Genomic DNA, 21764 nt, shown 5'->3' with positions numbered 1-21764 from the left:
CTCGGCCGGATCGCTGTGATCGATAACAGGAAAATCCGATCGCCGCGTCGGGAAACGGCCGGACGATCGAATTCGATGGACATTCCTGGACGGACAGGCCGCTCGCCGCCTTGTCCTGAACCCGCGACGCACTCTAATCTGCGAACGAAATCAAATGCAAACACCCAGGAAGGGGTTGCTGCAATGGCGAACCGCACCGTTGGCTTCATCGGACTTGGATTCATGGGCGAGGGGATGGCGACCAACCTCCTGACCAAGGGCAATCCGCTGCTGGTCATGGCCAACCGCCGCCGCGAGGCGGTCGAGCGCCTGGTCGCGCTCGGCGCCAGCGAGGTCAAGACGCCGGCCGAAATGGCGCGCGGCGCCGATGTCATCTTCCTCTGCGTCACAGGCTCTTCCGACGTCGAAAACGTCATCGAGGGCGCCGACGGCATCCTGGCCGGCGCGCGCAAGGGCCTGGTCGTCGTCGATTGCTCGACCGCCGAGCCGACCTCGACCACCCGCCTCGCCGGGCGGCTGGAGGCGATCGGCGCGCATTTCGTCGATGCGCCGCTCGGCGGCACGCCGGCGAACGCCGCGGCCGGCACGCTGCAGGCGCTGGTCGGCGCCTCCGACGAGGTGTTCGCCTCGATCGAGCCGCTCATCGCCTGCTGGGCCGCGACCATCGTGCATGTCGGCCCCGTCGGCGCCGGCCACAAGATGAAGCTGCTCAACAACTTCCTGTCGCTCGGCTATGCCGCGCTCTATTCCGAGGCGCTGGCCGTCGGCCAGAAGGTCGGCATCACGCCGGACACGTTCCATTCGGTGATCAGCAAGGGCCGCATGCGCTGCGGCTTCTACGATACCTTCATGAACTACGTCATCGACCGCAACGAGAACGCCCATCCCTTCACCATCTCGAACGCCTACAAGGACCTGCGCTACCTCGCCTCGATGGCCGACGACGCCCGCGCCGTGAACACGCTGGGCGAGGCGGTGAAGAACAATTTCGCCGCCATGGCGGCGTCGGGCCAGGCGGAGAAGTTCGTGCCGATGATCGCCGACTTCATCGCCGCGCAGAACGGCACGAAGCTGAAGGACTGAGGGGCTGCTCGCCTCTGTCTTCACTGCTCCAATGGGGAGAGGTCGGGCCATAGGTCCGGGTGAGGGGGTACGTGCTCTCCGGTGGATTCACGAACCTCTCACGCACCGGCCCACGTGCCCCGCTCGCCGTCATCCCGGGCTTGACCCGGGATCCACTTCGCCGGGTTGCTGACCGCGCGATCCTCCCGAGGGCGCAGCCGTATGGATCCCGGCCTCCGCCGGGATGACGGGGAGTGGGCGGGGGACGGCGGAGCAGCCTCTGCCTTCACCTCTCCCATGGGGAGAGGTCGGACCGCAGGTCCGGGTGAGGGGGTACGTCCTCTCCGGAGAATTCCCAACCCCTCACCCGCCGGCCTTCGGCCGTCGACCTCTCCCCATGGGAGAGGTGAAGGTCAGGCGCTATATCCGCCGGGCGTCCTTCGGCTTGCTGGCGTGCGGCGGTTGCCCCGACCTCTGACCCCTCCAGGTCGACTGGCCCGGCTCCGCCGTCATCCTGAGGTGCTTCGCGGGAGCGAAGCCTCGAAGGAGGCTCCAGCGTAGCTCCGGGTTGCGGTCGGATCCGGCTCACGGTCCTGTAGGCATTCCCTGGACCCTCCTTCGAGGCCCGGCTTTGCCGGGCACCTCAGGATGATGGCTTTTGATGTTTGGATGGAGGGGGAGCCTCCCCAGCGAAACCTCTTGGGCAAAATCGGCGTAGAATGGTTGGGCCCGGAAAGAGGGCGGCCGTTTTGACCGCGTGCCGGGTCGGCGGAGTCCGGCCATGTCTGCGATTTCCGAAGAAGGCGTTCCTGAACGCCGCCTGATCTATCGCCACCGGCTGGCGGTCCGGATCACGCACTGGATCAATGTCCTCTGCGTCGCCGTGCTGCTGATGAGCGGCATGCAGATCTTCAACGCCCACCCGGCGCTCTATCTCGGCCAGCGCTCGCATTTCGACCACCCCGTGCTCGCCATGCGGCAGGGGCCGGATACGGAAAAGCCGGTCGGCGTCACCACTGTTTTCGGCCACGACTTCACCACCACCGGCGTGCTCGGCGTGTCGCGCGAGAATGGCGAATGGGTCGAGCGCGGCTTCCCGAGCTGGGCGACGTTGCCTAGCTATCAGGATCTCGCCACCGGCCGGCGCTGGCACTTCTTCTTCGCCTGGCTGTTCGTCGCCAACGGCCTCGTCTATCTCGCCTGGAGCGCGGCCAGTGGCCATCTGCGCGAGCTGGTGCCCTCGCGCGACCAGCTCCGCCATATCGGCGGCTCGATATGGGAGCACATGCGGCTCCGCTTCCCGAAGGGGGAGGAGGCCCGGCACTACAACGTGCTGCAGAAGCTCGCCTATTTCGGCATCGCCCTCGTCGTGCTGCCGCTGCTGGTGCTCGCCGGCCTCACCATGTCGCCCGGCGTCGACGCCGCCTTTCCCTGGCTGGTCGATCTCTTCGGCGGCCGCCAGACGGCGCGCACCATCCATTTCATCTGCGCGACGCTGGTGGTGCTGTTCATCGTCGTCCACCTCGTCATGGTGCTGGTCTCCGGCGTCTTCAACAATCTGCGCTCGATGATCTCCGGCCGCTATGTCATCGAGCCCGAGGAGAAGTCCGATGCGCGCTGAGAAGGGTCTCGATCGTCGCGGCTTTCTGAAGCGGTCGCTCGTCCTCGGCGGCGCGCTGTTGCTCTCCGGCTGCGAGGAACTCTCGAATGTCGACTGGGTCCGCCGCATGCTGGTCCGGGCGGAAACGCTGACCCGCACGGCGCAGCGCGCCGTCCTCGGACCCAACGACATGGCGCGCGAATACAGCGAGGCGGACATCTCGCCCGACTTCAAGCCGAACGGCAGCATCGATCCGCAGGACGCCGACTATCTGGCGCTCTCGGCGAACGGCTTCGTCGACTGGCGGCTCAAGATCGGCGGGCTGGTGGAGCGGCCGGCGGAATGGTCGCTGGCGGATCTGCGCGCCATGCCGTCGCGCACCCAGATCACCCGGCATGACTGCGTCGAGGGCTGGAGCTGCATCGGCAAGTGGAAGGGCGTGCCGCTGAAGCTCCTGCTCGACAAGGCCGGGCTGAAGCCGGAGGCGCGCTACATCGTGTTCTACTGCGCCGATACGCTGGAGCAGACGCTGGCGGGGGACTCGAAATACTATGAGAGCCTCGGCTTCGAGGACGCCTATCACGCCCAGACCATCCTCGCCTACGAGATGAACGACCAGCCGTTGCCGGTGCCGCATGGCGCGCCGCTGCGGCTCCGGGTCGAGCGCCAGCTCGGCTACAAGATGGCGAAATATGTCATGCGCATCGAGGCGGTGGCCGGCTTCGCCGACATCGACGGCGGCAAGGGCGGGTTTTGGGAAGATCGCGGCTACGAATGGTATGCCGGGATCTGAGGGCTAAGGGCAGACCCTCACCCCGACCCTCTCCCGCAAGCGGGAGAGGGGGATCGCCTGCGCCCGTCGCTACGCAATGAGATTGCTAAAGGGGTGCCGGCCGAAACCCTCGCCCGCTTGCGGGAGAGGGTAGGGTGAGGGGCTTGCTTGGCTTCTCTCCCTAAGAGGGAAACGCGGCGGCACGCCCGGCTTGCCAGACACCGGGGCTGGGCGGCGCGGATGACGGCGGCGGGCGGCCATGCCAGACTGACTTTCCTGTCTGGTCAAAGCTCAGGTGCCTTATGCCGATCAACCATCTCCTCGATCTCGGTTCGGACGTCGCCATCGTCACCGGCGCCGCGGCCGGTATCGGTCGCGCCATCGCGCAGACCTTTGCCGAGGCCGGCGCCGCCGTCGTCGTCACCGATCTGAAGCTCGAAGGCGCGCTCGCGGTGGCCGACGCGATCACCGAAGCGGGCGGAAGGGCGATCGGCCTCGAATGCAATGTCACGGAGGACGCGCATCTCGCTGCCGTCGTCGACGCGACGATTGCCGCCTATGGCCGGCTGACGCTTCTCGTCAACAATGCCGGCGGCGGCGGCCCGAAGCCGTTCGACATGCCGATGAAGGACTTTCACTGGGCCTATGCGCTGAACGTCTTCGCGCCGTTTCGGCTGATGCAGCTCTGCGCGCCGCACATGCGCGAAGCCGGTGGTGGGGCGATCCTCAACATCTCGTCGATGGCAGGCGAGAACAGGAACCAGCGGATGGCCTCCTATGGGTCCTCGAAGGCTGCCGTCAATCATTTGACCCGCAACGCCGCCTTCGATCTCGGCCCGATGGGCATCCGCGTCAACGCGATCGCGCCGGGGGCGACCAAGACCGATGCGCTCGAGAGCGTGCTGACGCCCGAGATCGAGCAGGCGATGCTGAAGCACACGCCGCTCGGCCGGCTCGGCCAGCCTTCGGACATCGCCAATGCGGCGCTGTTCCTTTGCTCGCCGGCGGCCGCATGGATTAGCGGCCAGGTGCTGACCGTCTCCGGCGGCGGCACGCAGGAACTCGACTGACGATCACGGCCGGCGGCGCGACGCCGGCCGCAGCACGATCTGCGCCGCGCCGTTGACGAAGACGGTGCCGATCGCGGTGAAGGCGGTCAGGCACAGGAAGGCGCCGAAGAGGCCGAGCCTGTCGCCGAGGAAGCCGAGCGCCAGAACCGGCAGCGCGTTGGCGAGATAGCCGGTGATGTAATAGGCCGAGACCCAGGTGGCGCGGCGATCCGGCGGCGCGATGCGGTTGACGATGCCGGCCGAGCCGACGAAGGCGGCGCCGTAGCCGATGCCGCTGCCGACCGTGCCGAGCACGAAGAGCAGCGGCGAGCCGGTCCAGATCGCGAAGGCGCACAGCAGGATTGCCAGCGCGAGCAGCGTCGTGCCCCAGACCATGGCGCGGTTCGAATCGACGCGCTGGCTGGCGAGCTGGCTGATGCCGGCGACGAGCTGGAAGGCGGCGACGATGACGCCCGACGCCGCCTGGCTTTCGACCTTCAGCAGCTCGTGCACGAAGGTGACGCCGAGGCCGGCGAAGGTCGAGCCGACCGCCCAGGCGAGGATGACCGCGCCGGCGGCGACGGCGAAGGCTGTGTAACGGCCGGCCGGCGCGGCGGTTCCGGCCGGGCTCGAGGCGACGGGCAGCGCGCGCGGCGCCGGCTGCCAGGATGCCGTGGCGAGGCCGAGAATGGCGATCAGCGCCAGCGTGGCGATCAGGATGAAGGGCAGTTGCAGCGGCCAGGCGTCGAAATAGAGCGCGGCCGAACTGATCATCGGGCCGAGCGCGCAGCCGGCGGTGAAGACGGCGGTGGCGAGCACGGCGTTGGCGCGCGCGTCGGCCTTGGGGTCGAGCTCGATCAGTGCGGCGTTGGCGACGCCGGTCAGCCCGCCCGTGCCAGCGCCGGCGAGAAGCCGGCCGACGAGAAGCGTCGGCAGATTGCCGGCCGAGGCGAAGATCAGCGCGCCGGCGATGACGATGCCGAGTGAAAGCAGGATCAGGAGCCGCCGGTCCGGCAGCCGGTCGGACAGGCGCCCGAGCACGAACAGCGCGATCAGCGTGCCGACGGCGTAGATCGCGAAGATGAACGCCACGGTGAAGGCGTCGAGCGACCACATCACGCGGTAGCTCGTATAGAGCGGCGAGGCGGCCGTGCTGTTCAGCAGCGCGACCATGATGGCGAGGGCGACGAAGAAGCGCGCCTGGCGATTGGCGGGGCGGTCCATGGGGTGTCCGGAAGCGCTGGGGGCGCTCTGTTCGGGATGGTATGCGGGGTGGTCCGGACGATGACGGCATCGAGGCGGGCAGGGAGCTTGTAGCGCGTTTTAGTTTGGCGCGCCGCAGCTTTCTGCGGCCGTTCAGGCCTCGCCCGGCACGCGGACGCGCTCGCGATAGAGCAGATAGAGGCCGCTCGCGATGATGATCGAGGCGCCGACCAGCGTGCGCGGCGCGGGGACATCGTCGAAGATGAAATAGCCGAGCAGGATCATCCAGATCAGCCCGGTATACATGAACGGCGCCAGCACCGGCACGGCGGTATGGTGGTGGGCGCGGATCAGGAACCAGTGTCCGATGAAGCCGAGCGAACCCGTGAGCAGGAGGCAGATGCCGACCACGACGCTCGGCGGGGCGGCGGCGAGCGGATCGGCCACCGGCGTCACCAGGATCAGCGGCACGACGGCCGAATAGAGCAGCATGCCGACGCTCGAATCCGAGCGGGTGAGCATGCGGGTCGAGAGGATGTAGCAAGCGTTGCAGCAGGCGGCGGCGAGCGACAGGAACACGGCTGGGTTCAAATCGCCGAAGCCCGGCATGGTGATGATCAGCACGCCGACGAAGCCGACGATGATCGCTGCCCAGCGGCGCGGGCCCGCCCATTCGCCGAGGATCGGCCCCGCCAGCGCCGCCGTGATGAAGGGCGCGGAAAAGCCGATCGATATCGTCATGTCGAGCTGCAGCTCGTGCACGGCGAGGAAATTGAAGAAGGTCGAGCCCGCGAGGAACAGGGCGCGCAGCGCCTGCAGCACCGGCCGTTTCGTCCGGTAGAGCACCCAGTGGCGCCAGGGCTGGAACACGACGAGCGCAAGCAGCGCGTGGACGGCGAAGCGGACCCAGACGATCGACAGCACCGGTATGAACTGGCTGGCGTATTTCGCGCTGGCGTCGAGCATGGTGAAGCAGAGCATGGCCAGGCAATAAAGCCCGATGCCGCGCAGGCGCTGCTGAGCCTCCGCATCCGCGGTCGGCAACGGGGACATCCGCACTCCGGGAAATCAGGAAATTGCCCAGAGGGCAGGCGCTATCGGAAGATCGGGCCGCCTGTACTCAATCAGATTGCACCGCGTCGCTCAAGTCGTGGGAGCGACGCTCTCCACCGGCTCGGCCGCCGGCGTTTCGGTCTCGGGCTCGGCATCTTCGTCGCCCGGCTCGGCGCTGTCGTCGAACGAAGCGGAAAGATTGCGCTCGATCTGGCGCAGGAGCTTGCGGAGCTTCTTGACGTCCTTGTCGTCGAGCCCTTCCAGCGCTTCCCGCTCGAGGCGCTTCCAGCCCTTGTCGATGTCGACAAGCGTGCCGCGTCCCTGCTCGGTCAGGTGGACATGGGCCTGGCGGCCGTCGCCCTTCGAGGCCTTGCGCTCGACATAGCCCTGGGCGGCGAGACGGCTCACCATCTTGGTGACGGTGGGGGGCTGCACAGACAGGGCCTGTGCCAGCTGGCTCATCGACAGCCCGTCCTGCTCGGCGAGCGCCTTCAGCACGCTCTCCTGGCCCGGGTGGAGGCCGATCCGCATGAGGTGACCGCCCGAGCGCGCGCGGGCAGCGCGAGCTGACTGGGCGAGGCGGAAGGTGATCGTTTTGCGGTGGTTAAAAGCCATGATGCTCCGCATACCGGGTAAACGTGTCGGGTTGATGACACGGCAAACGATCGTCAGCGCTGGAGCCGGAGTCCGACACTGACCGTAGTCGTCGGATAGCTGCCGCCCGGCACGGCGCTATGATAGTATTCCTGCGAAAAGCGGCCGACTACCCAGGCCTCGCGATTGAGCTTCCACGTCACCCCGAAGCCGGCTTGGTAGGTGACGTCGGCGACATTGATTCCTTCGTAATATTCGCGCCGCCAGCCGAGGTCGCCCTCGAGCGTCAGGTTGCGGCGGAGCGCGTGCTCGGCGCGGATGCCGGCGTCGTAGACGATCGAGCCGGCCGAGTTCGGATCGGTGGTCGGATTGACGAAGGTGGCGGCGCGCAGCGTGAAGTTGGTGAGCGGCGTCGGCGACCAGATCACCGAGGCGTCGACCGTCATCGCGTCGAACGGCTTGAACACCGCGTCGTCGTAACGCTCGTGGTGCCAGCCGAGCGCGACCTCGCCCGTGAGGACGGGGGCCGCGGAATAGGCGATGCCGCCGCGCAGCGTCACGCCCTGGCTGGCGCGGTTGAAGCCGTTGTTGTCGATCTTCTGCTTGAAGCTGCGGTCCGACAGCTCCGCCTCGACGAAGGGCGTGAAGGCCGGCGTCACCTCGTAGCCGACGCGGGCCGCGCCGCTCACCAGCGTGTTGTCGCGGTCGCCCTGCGGCACGACGATGTCGCCGACATGGCCATCATTATACTGCGAATAGGCGACGTTGCCGCGCAGCTGCAGCACGGTGCGCCCGACGCTGCCGTCGAGCGTCGCGCCGCCGACATAGGTGTTGATGCCCGGCGGCTTCTCGACCCCGGTCGGATAGTCGAGGCTCGAGATCGACTGGGTCTGGTAGTTGTAATTGCCGCGAAGCCGCAGCGCCCAGTCGCGCGGCAGGTCGATGCGGGCATTGGCCCCGGCGTTGACGGTCGGCAGCGGCGCCACCGACGTATCGGAGAAATAATCGTAGGTGCCGTGCAGCACGAAGCCGAGCTCGTGCCGGCTCCAGTCGGAGCGCACGGTCAAATCCGGCACCAGCGTCCAGACGGCGGACGGCCCGCCGGTCGAGGAGCCGGCGGCGTTGGTGGTGTAGCCGCCGCGCATCTCGATCGAGGGCAGCACGACGAAGCTGCCGACGCGGATGCCGAGCGGGTCATAGGCGGAGGCGTCGCGGGCGTCGGCGGTGCGGGCGCGCGGGCGAAGCGGCGCCTCGTCCTCCTGCGCGATCGTCGGCGCCAGCCGCTCGCCGCGCTGGGCGCGTCCGGCCTCCGGCGTCTCGGTTGGCAGTGGCTGGTTCGTGAGCGTCGTGTTGAACAGGTCGACGGCTTCCTGCCCGTCGCTGCCGCGCAGGCGCCCGAAATCGGCATCGGCGTCGAACGGCCCGACCGGCGCAGTGGCGTCCTGCGCGACGGCAACCGTCATCGGAGCCAGCGCTGCGAGGAGCGCCGCCGACAGGAGGAGCCGGACAGGAAATTGCATTGCCGCTTGCCGTGACCCTTGCATGTTGAAGCCGGGATCCGGCGTGCCGGACCCTATGGTTTCCGAACCGTAAACGGGCTTGGTTAAGGGATCGTTGTCGTGGCCCCGTTTGTCCGGCGGCATTTTCGAGCGACGATGGCCGCACGCTCGTGCTAAAAGCCCGCGCGCAAACAGTTTTGGAGTGAAGGATGCGGGTTCAGGACGAGCCGGACGCGGAACGCGCGAACCAGTCGGTCGAATCGGCGCTGAGGACGCTTTCGAGCGAGCGCGCCGGCCTCGATGCGCTCGCCGGGGCGCTTGCCGGACCGCTCGCCGCCCCGTTCGGCGACGTCGTGCGCCTGATCCGCGAGCATGCCGGCCGCGTCGTCGTCACCGGCGTCGGCAAGAGCGGCCATGTCGGCGTCAAGATCGCCGCGACCCTCGCCTCGACCGGCACGCCGGCCTTCTTCGTCCATGCCGCCGAGGCGAGCCATGGCGATCTCGGCATGGTCGGGCGTGACGACATCATCCTGGCGCTTTCCTGGTCGGGCGAGACGGCGGAGCTGCGCCCCGTGGTCGAATATGCGAGCCGTTTTCGCACGCCGCTGATCGCCGTCACTTCGAACGCCGACAGCGCGCTCGGCCGCCAGGCGACGCATGTGCTGACGCTGCCACGCGCCGAGGAGGCCTGCCCGCACGGCCTGGCGCCGACGACGTCAGCCGTGATGCAGCTGGCGCTGGGCGATGCGCTCGCCATCGCGCTGCTGGAGACGCGCGGTTTCACGGCGCAGGATTTCCGCCTGTTCCACCCCGGCGGCAAGCTGGGCGCCAGCCTGCATTTCGTGCGCGACATCATGCACCAGGGCGCCTCGATGCCGGTCGCCTCGTCGGGATCGCCGATGACCGAGGCGATCGTCACCATGACCGCGAAGGGGCTCGGCTGCCTCGGCGTCGTCGACGGTGATGGCGCGCTGATCGGCATGATCACCGACGGCGACTTGCGCCGTCACATCGGCCCGGACCTGCTCTCGCGCAATGTCGACGAGGTGATGACGCGTGCGCCGAAGACGATCCCGCCCGACATGCTGGTGGGGGCTGCGATCGACCGGCTGAACGGCGCCAAGATCACGGTGCTCTTCGTCGTCGAGGCCGGCAAGCCGGTCGGCGTGCTGCACATGCACGACCTGCTGCGCATCGGCGTGGCGTGAACGGAAAGACCCTCACCCAACCCTCTCCCGCAAGCGGGCGAGGGCTCCGTCCGGGCGTTGCATCGGCTCGGGCGTTTTAGCGCGCTGAAGCGAGCTCCCTCTCCCGCTGGCGGGAGAGGGTTGGGGTGAGGGTGCTTAAGAAGACCCGCCCCCTCACACCCAGCCGAGCAATTCCCGGCGGACGATGTGTTCGATGACCGCCATGCCTTCCGGGCTGTCGTTCAGGCAGGGGAGGGCGGCAAAATGCTCGCCGCCATTGTGGCGGAAGATTTCGGCGTTCTCGCCGGCGATCTCCTCCAGCGTCTCGACGCAATCGGCCGAGAAGCCGGGCATCACCGCGGCGATGCGCTTGACGCCGCTCTTCGCCAGCGCCTCGACCGTCTTGTCGGTATAGGGCTGCAGCCATTCGGCCTTGCCGAAACGCGACTGGAATGTGGCGCGCAGCTTCCCTTCCGGCCAGCCGAGCTGCTCGCGCAGCAGCCTTGCCGTCTTCAGGCAGTGGCAGTGATAGGGGTCGCCGAGCTCCAGATTGCGCTTCGGCAGGCCGTGGAAGGAGGCGAGCACGATCTCCGGCTCGAAATCGAGCGCCGCGATCGAGCGCTCGACCGAAGTGGCGAGCGCCGCGATATAGACGGGATCGTCGTGATAGGCGGGAAGCGTGCGCACGGCCGGCTGCCAGCGCATCGTCTTCAGCTTGTCGAAGGCCTTGTCGTTCGCCGTCGCCGTCGTCGTTGCGGAATATTGCGGATAGAGCGGCGCGATCAGGATCCTGTCGCAGCCGGCGCGCTTCAGGCCGTCGATCTTCTCGGCGATCGAGGGCGTGCCATAGCGCATGCCCCAGTCGACGACGATCTTGCCCTCGCCGGCGAAGGCGGCGGCGAGCTTTTCCGACTGTGCGCGCGTGATGGTGCGGAGCGGCGATTCGTTGCGCTCGTTGTTCCAGATCGAGGCGTAGTTCTTGCCCGACTTCGACGGCCGCGTCGTCAGGATGATGCCGTTCAGGATCGGCCACCAGGCGAGCTTCGGAATCTCGATGACGCGAGGATCGGAGAGGAATTCCTTGAGATAGCGCCGCATCGACCAGTAGTCGGTCGCGTCGGGCGTCCCGAGATTGATGAGGAGGACACCGACCTTCGCGGCCGCGACCGGCGGATGGCCGGCGGGCTTGCTGTCGGGGGCGGTTGTGCTGGGTGCGGTCATCTGGCTGGTCATCGTGCCGGAACTTAGCGGTTCCCCGCTCCGCCGCGAAGGGGCCGGGTGCATTTTCGGCCGTTGCGCGTTGTCGCAGCGCCGGCGCCGTTTCGGCGCTTCTCGTTCGATGTTATCCCGATGCAGCAATTCACGGGCATACTGGCCGGGACATCCATAGGGAGATCGCTCGCATGATCGGACGCACGCGCAGCCTGGGACTGGGTCTCTTCCTTCTCGCGACGCTGGCCACGGGGCCGCTGCTCGCCGAGCCGGTGACCATTTCCTTCGTCCAGACCAACGACATCGACCGCATGGAGGATCTGGACGGTCGCGGCGGCTTCGCCCGGCTCGCGACGGTGGTCGCGGCCGAGAGGGCCAAGGGGCCGACGCTCTTCGTCCATTCCGGCGACACCATCTCGCCGTCGCTGCTCTCCGGCATCGATAAGGGCGTCCACATCATCGACATCCTGAACCGGATGAAGCTCGACGTCCTGACGCCGGGCAATCACGAGTTCGATTTCGGCCCCGATGTCTTCCATGCCCGGATCGGCGAGGCGACCTTCCCGGTCGTGACCTCGAACATCCGCGAGCCGGACGGCAGCCAGCCGAAGAACACGGTCGACGAGAGGATCGTCGAGATCGAGGGCGTCAGGATCGGCATCTACGGCCTGACCACCGAAGACACCCGCACCGTCGCCTCGCCCGGCGACACGATCTTCAACTCGTCGATCGAGACCGGCAAGGCGAAGGGCGAGGCGCTGCGCGCCGCCGGCGCCGATCTTGTCGTCGCCGTGGTGCACACGCCGCTTTCCCTCGACATGGCGCTGGTGCGCAATCGCGCCGCCGACCTCGTCTTCTCCGGCCATGACGAGCATCTGCTCGCCTTCTATGACGGCAAGACGGTGCTGACGGAATCGTGCGCGCAGGCCGAAAACATCGTGATTACCCGCGTCACCGTCGACAAGCAGGAGAAGGACGGCAAGACGACCGTCCACTGGCGGCCGCATTTCGAGATCGTCGACAGCGCCACCGTGACGCCGGATCCGGAGATCGCCGCCGTGGTGAAATCCTACCAGGACAAGCTCGATGCCGAGCTGAAGGTCGCGATCGGCACGAGTGAGACGGCACTCGACAGCCGCCGCGCCACGGTGCGCGGCGAGGAGGCGGCGATCGGCAATCTGATCGCCGACGCGATGCGCCACGCCGTCGACGCCGAGGTGGCGATCACCAATGGCGGCGGCATCCGCGCAGATCGTGAATATCCGGCCGGCGCCACGCTGACCCGGGCCGACGTCTTCGCCGAACTCCCCTTCGGCAATAAGACGGTGAAGCTGGTCGTCACCGGCGAGAAGCTGCGCCAGGCGCTGGAGAGCGGCTTCAGCCTGACCGAGGCGGCCGCCGGCCGCTTCCCGCAGGTCTCGGGCCTCGTCGTCGAGGTCGATCTTTCCAAGCTGCCGGGCATGCGCGTCCGCAGCGTGCTGGTGAACGGCGCGCCGCTCGATCCCGAGCGCAAATATACGCTGGCGACCAACGACTATCTCGCCGGCGGCGGCGACGGCTACCTCGCCTTCAAGGACGCTGCGCGCCTGATCAGCCCGGTCGACGCCAAGCTGATGGCGAGCGACGTGATCGACTACGTCACGACGGCGAAGACCATCGCGCCGAAGGTCGAGGGACGGATTTTGTTCAACTAGCGGAGGGGACCGGGCCTCGTTCCCAGCCCCACGCTCGCCGTCATCCCGGCCTCCGAGCCGGGATCCATTTCCGCCGGGTTGTTTGTCGCACGTGGCGCTCGAGCGTGGGTCGGCATGGATCCCTGCTTTCGCAGGGATGACGGCGGAGGGTGGACTATCGGCTTTGCAGGCCCGTTCTCACTACGAGGATGGAGATCGGCCGTTGAGGCCGTAGACCCTCACCCGCCACCCTCACAGCCCCCGCGATTGCTGGGCGAAGCCGAATGAGTCGAAGGCGTGCTCGGCGACGCGGTACCATTGGTACATCTCGTCGCGAAAATGCTTCCAGGGCTCGTAGATCGTCTTGAAGCTCGGGCTCTTAGCCGCGAGTTCGGCATAGAGCTCGAACGACGCCCTGTAGGCGGCGTCGAGCAGATCCTGCGGGAACGGTCGTAGCCGCACGCCGTCGGCGACGAGGCGGCGGATGGCGGCGTTGTTCTGGATGTCGAAGCGGGCCGGGATCGTCACGTTCGCCTGCGCGGCGGCGGCCCGGAGCGCCGCCTGGTAGCTCGGCGGCAGCGCCTCGAAGGCCGGCTTGTTGGCGAAGAGGTGCAGCGACGGCCCGCCTTCCCACCAGCCCGGATAGTAGTAATAGGGCGCGACCTCGTGGAAGCCGAAAGCCTCGTCGGCCGCCGGTCCCGCGAATTCGGCCGCGTCGATCGCGCCGCTCTCGAGCGCCTTGCGGGCCTCGTCTGGCGACAGGGTCTGCGTCTCGACGCCGAGCCGGTTCATCACCAGCGCTCCGAGCCCGGCGATCCGCATCTTCATGCCGGCGATTTCCGGCAGGCTCTTGATCTCCTTGCGGAACCAGCCGCCCATCTGCGCCCCGGTATTGCCGGCGGCGAAGGAGACCAGATTGTAGCTGGCGTAGAAATCGTCGAGCAGCGACTGGCCGCCGCCCTCGGCGATCCAGGCATTCTGCATGCGCGCATTGAGCCCGAAGGGCAGGGCTGTGCCGAAGGCGAAGGCCGGGTCGCGCCGGATATTGTAGGCGGAGAGGGTGTGGCAGGCCTCGATGGCGCCGGCCTCGACGGCGTCGAACGTCCGCGCCGGGTCGCCGTCGACGTCGTCGGCGGTGCGGATCTCGATCTGGAAGCGGCCGTCCGTCAGGCTGGCGACGGTCCGGGCGATGCCGGTGGCGCCGCGATACGTGGCGCCGATCGCGCGCGGGAAATCCGAGTGCAGCCGCCATTGCACCGTCGGCAGCACCTGCGCCAGCGCGGGCGTCGCCAGGACCGGCGCGCCGAGCGCGGCGCCCGCCAGCGCCGTCCCGGAGCGCAGCCCGGCCGAGCGGAGGAAGCGTCGCCGGTTCAGGAGATCCGAGCGCATGGTTAGACACCTTCCTGTCCGCGATTGCCGGGGCCTGACCAATCGCATGCACGGTGACAGTGTCAACGCGATTTTCCGCTCTTCCATGGTCAAGATGACGCAGCGTCGGGCTTGGTTGCAAGCGGGCAACGATACGTCCGGGAGGATCCATTCGGTCCGTGAAAGGCCGTGACATCGGCGGAGCGGCGGCGGTATCCTGCCCGCGACGGTGGCGACGTTCCTGTCGCCCGACAGAATGCGATCTGGACCATGACCGACCCGAAGAGTTTTTCGCCCCTCGTCGCCGTGACGGCCGACGTGCGCGACGCCGACGGCTATCGCTGGCACGCGGCTTCCGAGACCTATGTGAAGGCCGTGCTGACCGGCGCCGGCGGCATCCCGGTCATCGTGCCGTCGCTCGGCGACGCGCTCGACATCGAGGCGCTGCTCGCCCGCGTTGACGGCGTGCTGGTGACCGGCAGCCGCTCCAACGTCCACCCCGCGCTCTATGGCGCGGCGGTCGACGCGCGCACCGAACCCTATGATCCCGCGCGCGACTCGACGACGCTGCCGCTGATCCGCGCCGCCATCCGCAACGGCGTTCCGCTGCTCGCCATCTGCCGTGGCCAGCAGGAGCTCAACGTCGCGCTCGGCGGCACGCTGGCCTCGGAAATCCAGGACCTGCCCGGCCGGGACGACCACCGGTCGCCGGCCTCCGAGATCCAGGAGGAGCGCTTCGCCATCCGCCATCCCGTCGAGATCGTGCCCGGCGGCTGCTTCGCGCGGATCCTCGATCGCGACACGATCGCGGTCAATTCGCTGCACAGGCAGGCGATCGGCCAGCTGGCGGAAGGCCTCGACATTGAGGCGGTCGCCGCCGACGGCACGATCGAGGCGGTCAGCGTCCGCGATGCGCCGGGCTTCGCGGTCGGCGTGCAGTGGCATCCCGAATACTGGGTGACGACCGACGCGCCGTCGGCGCGCCTGTTCCGCGCCTTCGGCGAGGCGATGCGTGCCCGCGCCGCGGCTCAGACGCAGCGCGTCGCGGCGGAGTAGGGGCGGGTCGCTTCCGGCGGCTTGGCGCCTTCTTCCTCGCGCTGAGCTGAGGAGGGGGGCACGGCTTGCCCGTTGTGCCGCCTTCGACACGGCTCGTTGCGCCGGCCCCGCCGCAGAACCCTCCGCCGTCATCCCTGCGAAAGCAGGGATCCATGCCTCCGCCGCGGTAACCTCGACGGCTGGCAACCCGGCGGAAATGGATCCCGGCTCGGAGGCCGGGATGACGGCGAGCGTGGGGCCGGTTGCGAGGCAAGACTTTCGACGCCGTAGACCCTCACCCGCCGGCCTTCGGCCGTCGGCCTTTCCCTCAGGGAGAGGTGAAGGAGCCGCTACGCCATCGCCATCGCGCCGCCGAGCATCAGCAGGCCGAAGATCAGGATGCCGCTTGCCGCGACGATCTGCAGGCCGTTGACGATCCGCACCTGCGCGCGGCTCTCGCCGCCGGAAAAGCGCAGCGCGATGTCCTTTGCCTTGACGGCGAAGATTGCCAGCGCCGAAACCGTGATGCCGGTGCCGAGCGCCATCATCAGCACCGACAGGATGCCGGCCCAGTAGAGCTTCTGCGATACGGCGAAGACGAGGACGATGACGGCGCCCGAGCAGGGCCGCACGCCGACGGCGAGGATCGCCGTCCAGGCGCGAGCGAGGGTCAGCGGCTTGTCGAGCGTCGCCGGATCCGGCGCATGCGAATGGCCGCAGTCGCAGGTCAGGCCATGCTCGTGATTGTGCGCGTGATCGTGGCCGTGGTCATGATCATGGTGAGAATGGTCATGATGGGGATGGTCGTGGTGAGCGTGGCTGTGCGCCGCGTGGCTATGCCCGGCGTGATCATGGCCCGCATGACTATGGCCCGCATGGTCATGTCCGGCGTGGTCATGTCCGGCGTGGCTGTGGCCGCGGCCGGTCAGCTTGGTCCAGAGCAACCAGGCGCCGCAGAGCGTGATCAGCGCGTAGCTGGCGATCTCGAGCGCGTCGGTCGCCCGCGTCATGGTGACCGCCGTGACGTTCAGCACCAGCGTGCCGATCGACACCACGAGGATGGCGGTGACGGCCTGGGCGAGGGCGGAGGCGAAGGAGATGACGACGCCGCGCTTCAGCCGGTCGCCGGTCGCGAGCAGATAGGATGAGATGACCGCCTTGCCATGGCCGGGGCCGACGGCGTGGAAGATGCCGTAGAGGAAGGAGAGCCCGATCAGAACCGTCGCCGCGTGGCCGCTCTGCGTCAGTTGCATGAGCGCCGAGGTCAGGTCGCGGTAGAACACCGATTGCTGGCGGGCGATCCAGACGAAGATCGGCGCGAACGGCCCGGCCCAGGCGGTCGAGCCGGAGCCGTCGGGTGTCGCGATGCCGAACGGACTCGGCGCGGCGAGCGCGACGACGGGCGCAAGCGCGACGAGCGCGCCCGCCCACAGGCTGGCAAGGCGACGCATCAATGGCACCGGATCGAGATGACGCTGGCAAGCGTCGCCGCGATGTCGGCGAGGTCATCCGGGAGGTTGGGCTGATCGGCGGGGACGGCCGCGAGCAGGGACATCGTCTTCTCGTCCAGTTCCTTGGGGGGCGTGTAGTGGCCCTTGCAGCCGGCCGGCGCGCCCGTGAGCGTGATCGCGTGCTGGGGGATGAAGTTGAAGGCCACGAAATACTCGGGATCGAAGACTTCCAGCGTCGTGTTCGGCCCGACCGCCGTCGGCGTCTTCAGCGGCAAGGTGTAGAACAGCGTCAGCCGGGCGTCGTGGAAGTCGAGCCAGTATTCGTCCGGCGCCTCGACCGGCGCGCGCACGCCATTCACCTTGAGCCGGGTGAAATAGTGGAAATCCTTGAGCGATTCGACGTTCACCTTGGCGAGCGGCTGCAGCTCGTCGTCGGAGAGCTTGCCGTCGCCGTTCTTGTCGAGGCCCTGTACGGCGAAGGCGGTGAAGGCCGGGTCGAACTGCCAGATGTGGCGGATCGCCGTCATCTTGCCGGTCGCGTCGAACACGATTTCTTCCTTGGCGTCGACGAAGACATGCGGATGCGCCTCGGCGGCGGTCGCGACGAGCGCGCAGAAGACGAAGGCGACCAGAGCTCGGATCATGATGATGGGTCTTTGCGGCGGACGGAGCCAGAGGGGGCCAGACAAGTACGGCCAGATCGTGTCGGCTCGCGCCGATCGGGGGTGCCGGAAGGCGGCGCAAGGTCGCACCGCGCCCCGCGCTGCGCGGCTAGCAGGGGTTTCCCTCGGACGTCTTCTTGTCGAACCACTTCACCAGGAAGTCGATGAAGCTGCGGACCTTGCCGGAGAGATGGCGCCGATGCGGATAGACGGCGTGGATGGCAGCGCTGGCGGGCTCGTAGGGTTCCAGCACGGCGATCAGCCGGCCCGCCTCGAGGTCGTCCTTCACCACCAGATGCGGCACGATGGCGAAGCCGAGGCCGGCGAGCGCCGCCTGGCGCGCCGCGTTCGGGCTGTCGACCTCGACGCGGCCCTTCACCGGCACCGAGATGCGCTCGCCGTCGATCATGAACGGCCAGTTGGTGCGGTAGGCGACGTTGGAATCGATGACGCAAGGCTTGCCCGAGAGATCCTCCGGGGTTTCAGGCCTGCCATATTGCGCCAGCAGTTCCGGGCTGACGACGATGGCGATGCGGAACGAGGACAGGCGGCGGGCGATCAGGCTCGAATCGGTGAGCGTCGAGATGCGGATCGCCACGTCGAAGCCCTCGTCGACCAGATCGACGAAGCGGTCTTCCAGATGCAGCTCCAGCGAGATTTCCGGCTCGCTGACGACGAATTCCATGATGGCGCGGCCGAGTTCGCCGTCGCCGAAGGTGCGCGGCGCCGAGACCTTGAGGCGGCCGCGCGGCGCGGCATGCGCGTCGCCGACCGAGGATTGCAGATCCTCGATCCGCTGCAGGATCTCGGTGGCGTCGCGGGCGTAGCCCTGGCCGACCTCGGTCAGCGACAGCGTCCGCGTCGTCCGGTTGAGCAGGCGGGCGCCGAGCTCGTCCTCGAGCTCGCGCACATATTTCGAGATCAGGGCCTTCGAGCGGCCCATCTTGCGCGCCGCGGCGGAGAAGCCGCCGGCCTCGACGACCTCGACGAAGGTCTTCATTCGGGTGAGCGTGTCCATACTGCCGCCTAGAGCGTTTTCGAGCGAAGTGGAAAGTCGGTTCGCGTGCAGAAAACGCGATAGAACAAAGACCTAGAGCATTTCATCGTATTCGCGAAATGATGAAGCGCCTTAGCCGGCCAGGATCCTGGCTGCAAGCTTGATCAGGGCCTTGTCGCGGCCCCTGGGCGCGATCAGCGAGACGCCGAGCGGGCAGCCCTCGTGCTCGGCCAGCGGCAGGCTGATCTGCGGCAGGCCGGTCAAGCTCGCCGTGCAGGTCATGGCGAGGGCGCGGTTGCGGTAGGATTCGAGTTCGTCGCCGTCGCGGCCGCGCTCCGGCGCGATGCCGGGCGTGGTCGGGATGGCGAGCACGGTATCGTCACCGAGCAGGCCGTCCAGGCGCTCGCGCACCTGCGCGCGGCGCTGCGCCGCCGCCTCATAATCCTCGCGCGAAACGTGGCTCGCCCATTCGAAGCGCTCGCGCACGCCGGGGCCGAAGACGGGGTTGCGGCTGGTGATCCATTCGCCGTTCGCCTGCCAGGCCTCATAGGCCTGCATGGTGCGGAAGATCATCCGCCAGGCGGCGAGCCCGTCCGGCGAGACGATGACGGCGCCGGCCGGCGTCAGGTGGGCGGCGATGCGGGGCGTCGCCGAGCGGACGGCGGCCTCTTCCAGCTCGCCGAGCAGCAGCGCGTGGATGTCGTCGCCGACGAGGAAGCGCGTCAGCGGCGGCCCGGCGACGTCCGCGCCGAGCAGCACGTCGCCGACGCGGGTGAAGGTGTCGATGTCGCGCGCGAACCAGCCGACCGTGTCGAAGCTCTCGGCGAGCGGCGCGACGCGCGAGATGTCGATCCGGCCATGCGTCGGGCGCAGGCCGATCAGGCCGTTATAGGAGGCGGGCGCGCGAACCGAGCCGCCCGTGTCGGTGCCGAGCGCGAAATCGACCAGGCCGGCGCTGACGGCGGCGGCCGAGCCGGAGGAGGAGCCGCCCGGGATGCGGCCCGGCGCGCGGACGTTGATCGGCGTGCCGTAATGGAAATTCTCGCCGTTCATCGAATAGGCGAACTCGTCGGTGTGCACCTTGCCGACGAAGCGGGCGCCGGCGTCGAGCAGCACCTGCACGGCCGGCGCGGTCACCGTCTTGATGTCGCTCTCGGCCCGCTTCAGCGGATGGCCGACGCCGGTCGGATAGCCGGCGACGTCATAGAGATCCTTGACCGCCATGGTGAGCCCGGCGAGCGGGCCGGTCGCCGCCGACGGCACTTCGACGGCGGGATAGTCGAGAAACGCGTTGACCGGGTCTTGGGCGAGAAGCATGGGCTCTATCGATTTCCTGTGGAGGGACATCGGCTCGGCGCCGGCGGCACCGCGTTCTCCCGATTCATAACGCTATTCCGCCGCCTTTGCCAAAATCCGGCGGCGCCGTCTCAGGCGGCGACCGCCGCGCCGTCGGAGCGCGGATCGCTGGCGCCGAAGATGCGGCCGTCCTTGCGGCGGACGAGCGCGCCGGCATGGCCCATCGTGTCGGAATAGGCCTCGTCCAGCACCTCGACCTCGTGGCCGGCGCGTTCCAGCGCCAGGATGATGTCGGGATCGAGCCGGTTCTCGACGCGAAGGTTGGTGTGGTCGGAGCCCCAGGTGCGGCCGAGCAGCCAGCGCGGCGCGGCGATCGCCTCGCCGAGCTCCATGCCGAAGAGGACATGGCGGGTGAAGACCGCGCCCTGGGTCTGCGGCTGGCCGTCACCGCCCATCGTGCCGTAGCTCAGGATCCGGCCGTCGTCGAAGCGGGCGATGGCGGGGTTCAGCGTGTGGAACGGCTTGCGGCCGGGCTCCAGCGGGTTGAGCGATTTCGGATCGAGCGAGAAGCTGGCGCCGCGATTCTGCCAGGTGATGCCGGTCGCCGGCAGCACGACGCCGGAGCCGAACTCCCAGAAGATCGACTGGATATAGGAGACGGTGAGGCCGGAGGCGTCGATGGCGCCGATCCAGACCGTGTCGCCCTTCTTCGCCGGCTGCGGCCAGGGCGCGGCGCGGGTCATGTCGATCTGGGCCGCCTCGCGCTCGAGCATGCGCGGCGAAAGATGCATCGAGAGGTCGCCGGCGAAGATCGGGTCGGTGACGTGCTGGTCGCGCTTGAGGAAGGCGCGCTTGGTCGCCTCGATCAGGCCGTGCACATGCTCGAAGCTTTCGCCGCGCTTGACGCCGAGGCGCTCGAAGATGCCGAGGATCAGGAGCGAGGCGAGGCCCTGGGTCGGCGGCGGCGAATTGTAGACGGTGCCCTGCTGGAACCGGACCGAGAGCGGCGCGCGCAGCCGCGCCTCATGTGCTTCGAGATCCCCGCGTGTGACGGCGCTGCCGACGCGGTTGAGGTCGGCCGCGATCTCGCTGGCGACGTCACCGCGATAAAAATCGAGGAAGCCGGCGCGGGCGAGATGGTCGAGCGTGTCGGCGAGGCGTTCCTGGCGGAGTTGGGCGCCTGTCTCCGGCGCCTTGCCGTCAACCAGGAAGACGTCGCCGAAGCCCGGCTGTTCGGAAAGCACGGCGTGGTGCGTGGCGGTCAGCCGCGCCTGCGAGCGGGTGACGGTGATGCCGTCTCGCGCGTGGGCGATGGCGTTGGCGAGGAGGGTGGGGCGGTCGAGCCGGCCGCCCAGGCTCTGCGACAGCTCGAAGGCCGTATGCCAGCCCGAGATCGCGCCGGCGACCGTCAGCGCCGAGTCGGGGCCGCGCGTCGGGATCGTGTCATAGCCCTTGCTGCGATAGGCCTTGATGGTGGCGCCGGATCCTGCGGCGCCGCAGGCCTCCAGATAGCGCGGCTCCTTGCCCGGCTCGCGGATCAGCCAGAAGCCGTCGCCGCCGATGCCGTTCATGTGCGGATAGACGACGGCGATGGTGGCGGCGGCGGCGATCGCCGCCTCGATGGCGTTGCCGCCGGCCCGGAGAATCTCGGCGCCGGCCTCCGCGGCGGCCCGGTGCGGGGCCACAACCATACCCTTTTCGCCGACGATGGTTTCGCTCACGCGTGTCTCTCCTGTTTGCCGTTCCTGCATAGGCGAAACGACAGGTGGCAGGAAGCGCGAATCAGAGGCGGAAAGCGGCGTCGCGGACCGTCTCGGCGGCGGCGGAAGGGGCAGCCAAACCTGCAAAAATGTGGCAGAATTGCCGGGTTTCGGAGCCATGCCGTATATGCAGGCGGCCCATGCATGAAATTTGTGCCCGAGGCGTAAAATCCGCTTGAATGTGAAGCGGGTTAAGCATACGTACCTCCTCGCCCAATTATCGCACGTGCCTGTGGTTGCGTGCCGACCGGTGGGGCTTCGGACAAGAGGCCGAAGCGACGCCCAAGATCC

Annotated in this window: 18 protein-coding genes; 7 read left to right on the top strand and 11 right to left on the bottom strand. The window is 68.1% G+C overall.

Going from position 1 to position 21764, the window contains the following annotated elements; all coding sequences use genetic code 11:
• Positions 1 to 183 precede the first annotated feature (183 nt).
• The 4 genes from K32_RS18290 (at position 184) to hdhA (ending at position 4504) form a co-directional block, all read left to right on the top strand.
• On the top strand, positions 184 to 1083 hold the full coding sequence (locus tag K32_RS18290; RefSeq protein WP_244669595.1) for an NAD(P)-dependent oxidoreductase: 900 nt from the start codon (positions 184 to 186) through the stop codon (positions 1081 to 1083).
• A gap of 760 nt (positions 1084 to 1843) precedes the next feature.
• On the top strand, positions 1844 to 2683 hold the full coding sequence (locus K32_RS18285; RefSeq protein ID WP_201400888.1) for a cytochrome b/b6 domain-containing protein: 840 nt from the start codon (positions 1844 to 1846) through the stop codon (positions 2681 to 2683).
• Positions 2673 to 3455 (top strand): molybdopterin-binding protein, encoded by a 783-nt coding sequence (locus tag K32_RS18280; RefSeq protein ID WP_201400887.1) that lies wholly within the window; start codon positions 2673 to 2675, stop codon positions 3453 to 3455. Before K32_RS18285 ends, K32_RS18280 begins: the two co-directional genes overlap by 11 nt.
• A gap of 281 nt (positions 3456 to 3736) precedes the next feature.
• Positions 3737 to 4504 carry a 7-alpha-hydroxysteroid dehydrogenase gene (gene hdhA, locus K32_RS18275; RefSeq protein WP_201400886.1) on the top strand — a complete coding sequence of 256 codons (768 nt, stop codon included), beginning with the start codon at positions 3737 to 3739 and terminating at the stop codon, positions 4502 to 4504.
• Positions 4505 to 4507: 3 nt separating this feature from the next.
• On the opposite strand, the gene K32_RS18270 is transcribed toward hdhA, so the two are convergent.
• The 4 genes from K32_RS18270 to K32_RS18255 all read right to left on the bottom strand — a co-directional run bounded on the left by K32_RS18270 (position 4508) and on the right by K32_RS18255 (position 8853).
• Positions 4508 to 5707 carry an MFS transporter gene (locus K32_RS18270; RefSeq protein ID WP_201400885.1) on the bottom strand — a complete coding sequence of 400 codons (1200 nt, stop codon included), beginning with the start codon at positions 5705 to 5707 and terminating at the stop codon, positions 4508 to 4510.
• 132 nt (positions 5708 to 5839) lie between these two features.
• Positions 5840 to 6739 (bottom strand): DMT family transporter, encoded by a 900-nt coding sequence (locus K32_RS18265; protein ID WP_244669593.1) that lies wholly within the window; start codon positions 6737 to 6739, stop codon positions 5840 to 5842.
• Positions 6740 to 6829: 90 nt separating this feature from the next.
• Complete coding sequence (locus K32_RS18260) at positions 6830 to 7354, bottom strand: MarR family winged helix-turn-helix transcriptional regulator (protein WP_201400884.1); 525 nt, start codon at positions 7352 to 7354, stop codon at positions 6830 to 6832.
• A 53-nt stretch (positions 7355 to 7407) separates the two neighbouring features.
• The gene (locus K32_RS18255; RefSeq protein ID WP_201400883.1) at positions 7408 to 8853 is read right to left on the bottom strand and encodes an outer membrane beta-barrel protein; all 1446 of its coding nucleotides are present in this window, start codon (positions 8851 to 8853) and stop codon (positions 7408 to 7410) included.
• Positions 8854 to 9041: 188 nt separating this feature from the next.
• Between K32_RS18255 and K32_RS18250 the strand changes: the two genes are divergently transcribed.
• Positions 9042 to 10040, top strand: coding sequence for an SIS domain-containing protein (locus K32_RS18250; protein WP_201400882.1), 999 nt, complete (start codon positions 9042 to 9044; stop codon positions 10038 to 10040).
• Between the two features lie 153 nt (positions 10041 to 10193).
• On the opposite strand, the gene hemH is transcribed toward K32_RS18250, so the two are convergent.
• The gene (hemH, locus tag K32_RS18245; protein ID WP_244669591.1) at positions 10194 to 11240 is read right to left on the bottom strand and encodes a ferrochelatase; all 1047 of its coding nucleotides are present in this window, start codon (positions 11238 to 11240) and stop codon (positions 10194 to 10196) included.
• A 182-nt stretch (positions 11241 to 11422) separates the two neighbouring features.
• On the opposite strand from hemH, the gene K32_RS18240 reads away from it, so the two are divergent.
• Positions 11423 to 12925, top strand: a complete 1503-nt coding sequence (locus tag K32_RS18240) for a bifunctional UDP-sugar hydrolase/5'-nucleotidase (RefSeq protein ID WP_201400880.1) — start codon at positions 11423 to 11425, stop codon at positions 12923 to 12925.
• A 231-nt stretch (positions 12926 to 13156) separates the two neighbouring features.
• Here the strand turns inward: K32_RS18240 and K32_RS18235 are convergent, their stop codons facing one another.
• The gene (locus K32_RS18235) at positions 13157 to 14293 is read right to left on the bottom strand and encodes a TRAP transporter substrate-binding protein (protein WP_201400879.1); all 1137 of its coding nucleotides are present in this window, start codon (positions 14291 to 14293) and stop codon (positions 13157 to 13159) included.
• 249 nt (positions 14294 to 14542) lie between these two features.
• On the opposite strand from K32_RS18235, the gene K32_RS18230 reads away from it, so the two are divergent.
• Positions 14543 to 15328, top strand: a complete 786-nt coding sequence (locus K32_RS18230; protein WP_201400878.1) for a gamma-glutamyl-gamma-aminobutyrate hydrolase family protein — start codon at positions 14543 to 14545, stop codon at positions 15326 to 15328.
• 329 nt (positions 15329 to 15657) lie between these two features.
• Here K32_RS18230 and K32_RS18225 read toward each other — a convergent pair whose 3' ends face one another.
• The 5 genes from K32_RS18225 to K32_RS18205 all read right to left on the bottom strand — a co-directional run bounded on the left by K32_RS18225 (position 15658) and on the right by K32_RS18205 (position 21434).
• Positions 15658 to 16758 carry a nickel/cobalt transporter gene (locus K32_RS18225; protein WP_201400877.1) on the bottom strand — a complete coding sequence of 367 codons (1101 nt, stop codon included), beginning with the start codon at positions 16756 to 16758 and terminating at the stop codon, positions 15658 to 15660.
• Positions 16758 to 17402 (bottom strand): DUF1007 family protein, encoded by a 645-nt coding sequence (locus K32_RS18220; RefSeq protein WP_201400876.1) that lies wholly within the window; start codon positions 17400 to 17402, stop codon positions 16758 to 16760. Before K32_RS18220 ends, K32_RS18225 begins: the two co-directional genes overlap by 1 nt.
• Before the next feature lie 127 nt (positions 17403 to 17529).
• Entirely contained in the window at positions 17530 to 18438 is a 909-nt protein-coding gene (locus tag K32_RS18215) for a LysR family transcriptional regulator (protein WP_201400875.1), read from the bottom strand.
• Between the two features lie 111 nt (positions 18439 to 18549).
• The gene (locus K32_RS18210) at positions 18550 to 19734 is read right to left on the bottom strand and encodes an amidase (RefSeq protein ID WP_201400874.1); all 1185 of its coding nucleotides are present in this window, start codon (positions 19732 to 19734) and stop codon (positions 18550 to 18552) included.
• Positions 19735 to 19844: 110 nt separating this feature from the next.
• Positions 19845 to 21434, bottom strand: a complete 1590-nt coding sequence (locus tag K32_RS18205) for a gamma-glutamyltransferase family protein (RefSeq protein WP_371812712.1) — start codon at positions 21432 to 21434, stop codon at positions 19845 to 19847.
• Positions 21435 to 21764: the final 330 nt, after the last annotated feature.

The organism is Kaistia sp. 32K (assembly GCF_016629525.1).
Classification (GTDB): domain Bacteria; phylum Pseudomonadota; class Alphaproteobacteria; order Rhizobiales; family Kaistiaceae; genus Kaistia.
The sequence above is the reverse complement of the archived record's forward strand: the minus strand, read 5'-3'. Positions and strand labels throughout refer to the sequence as shown.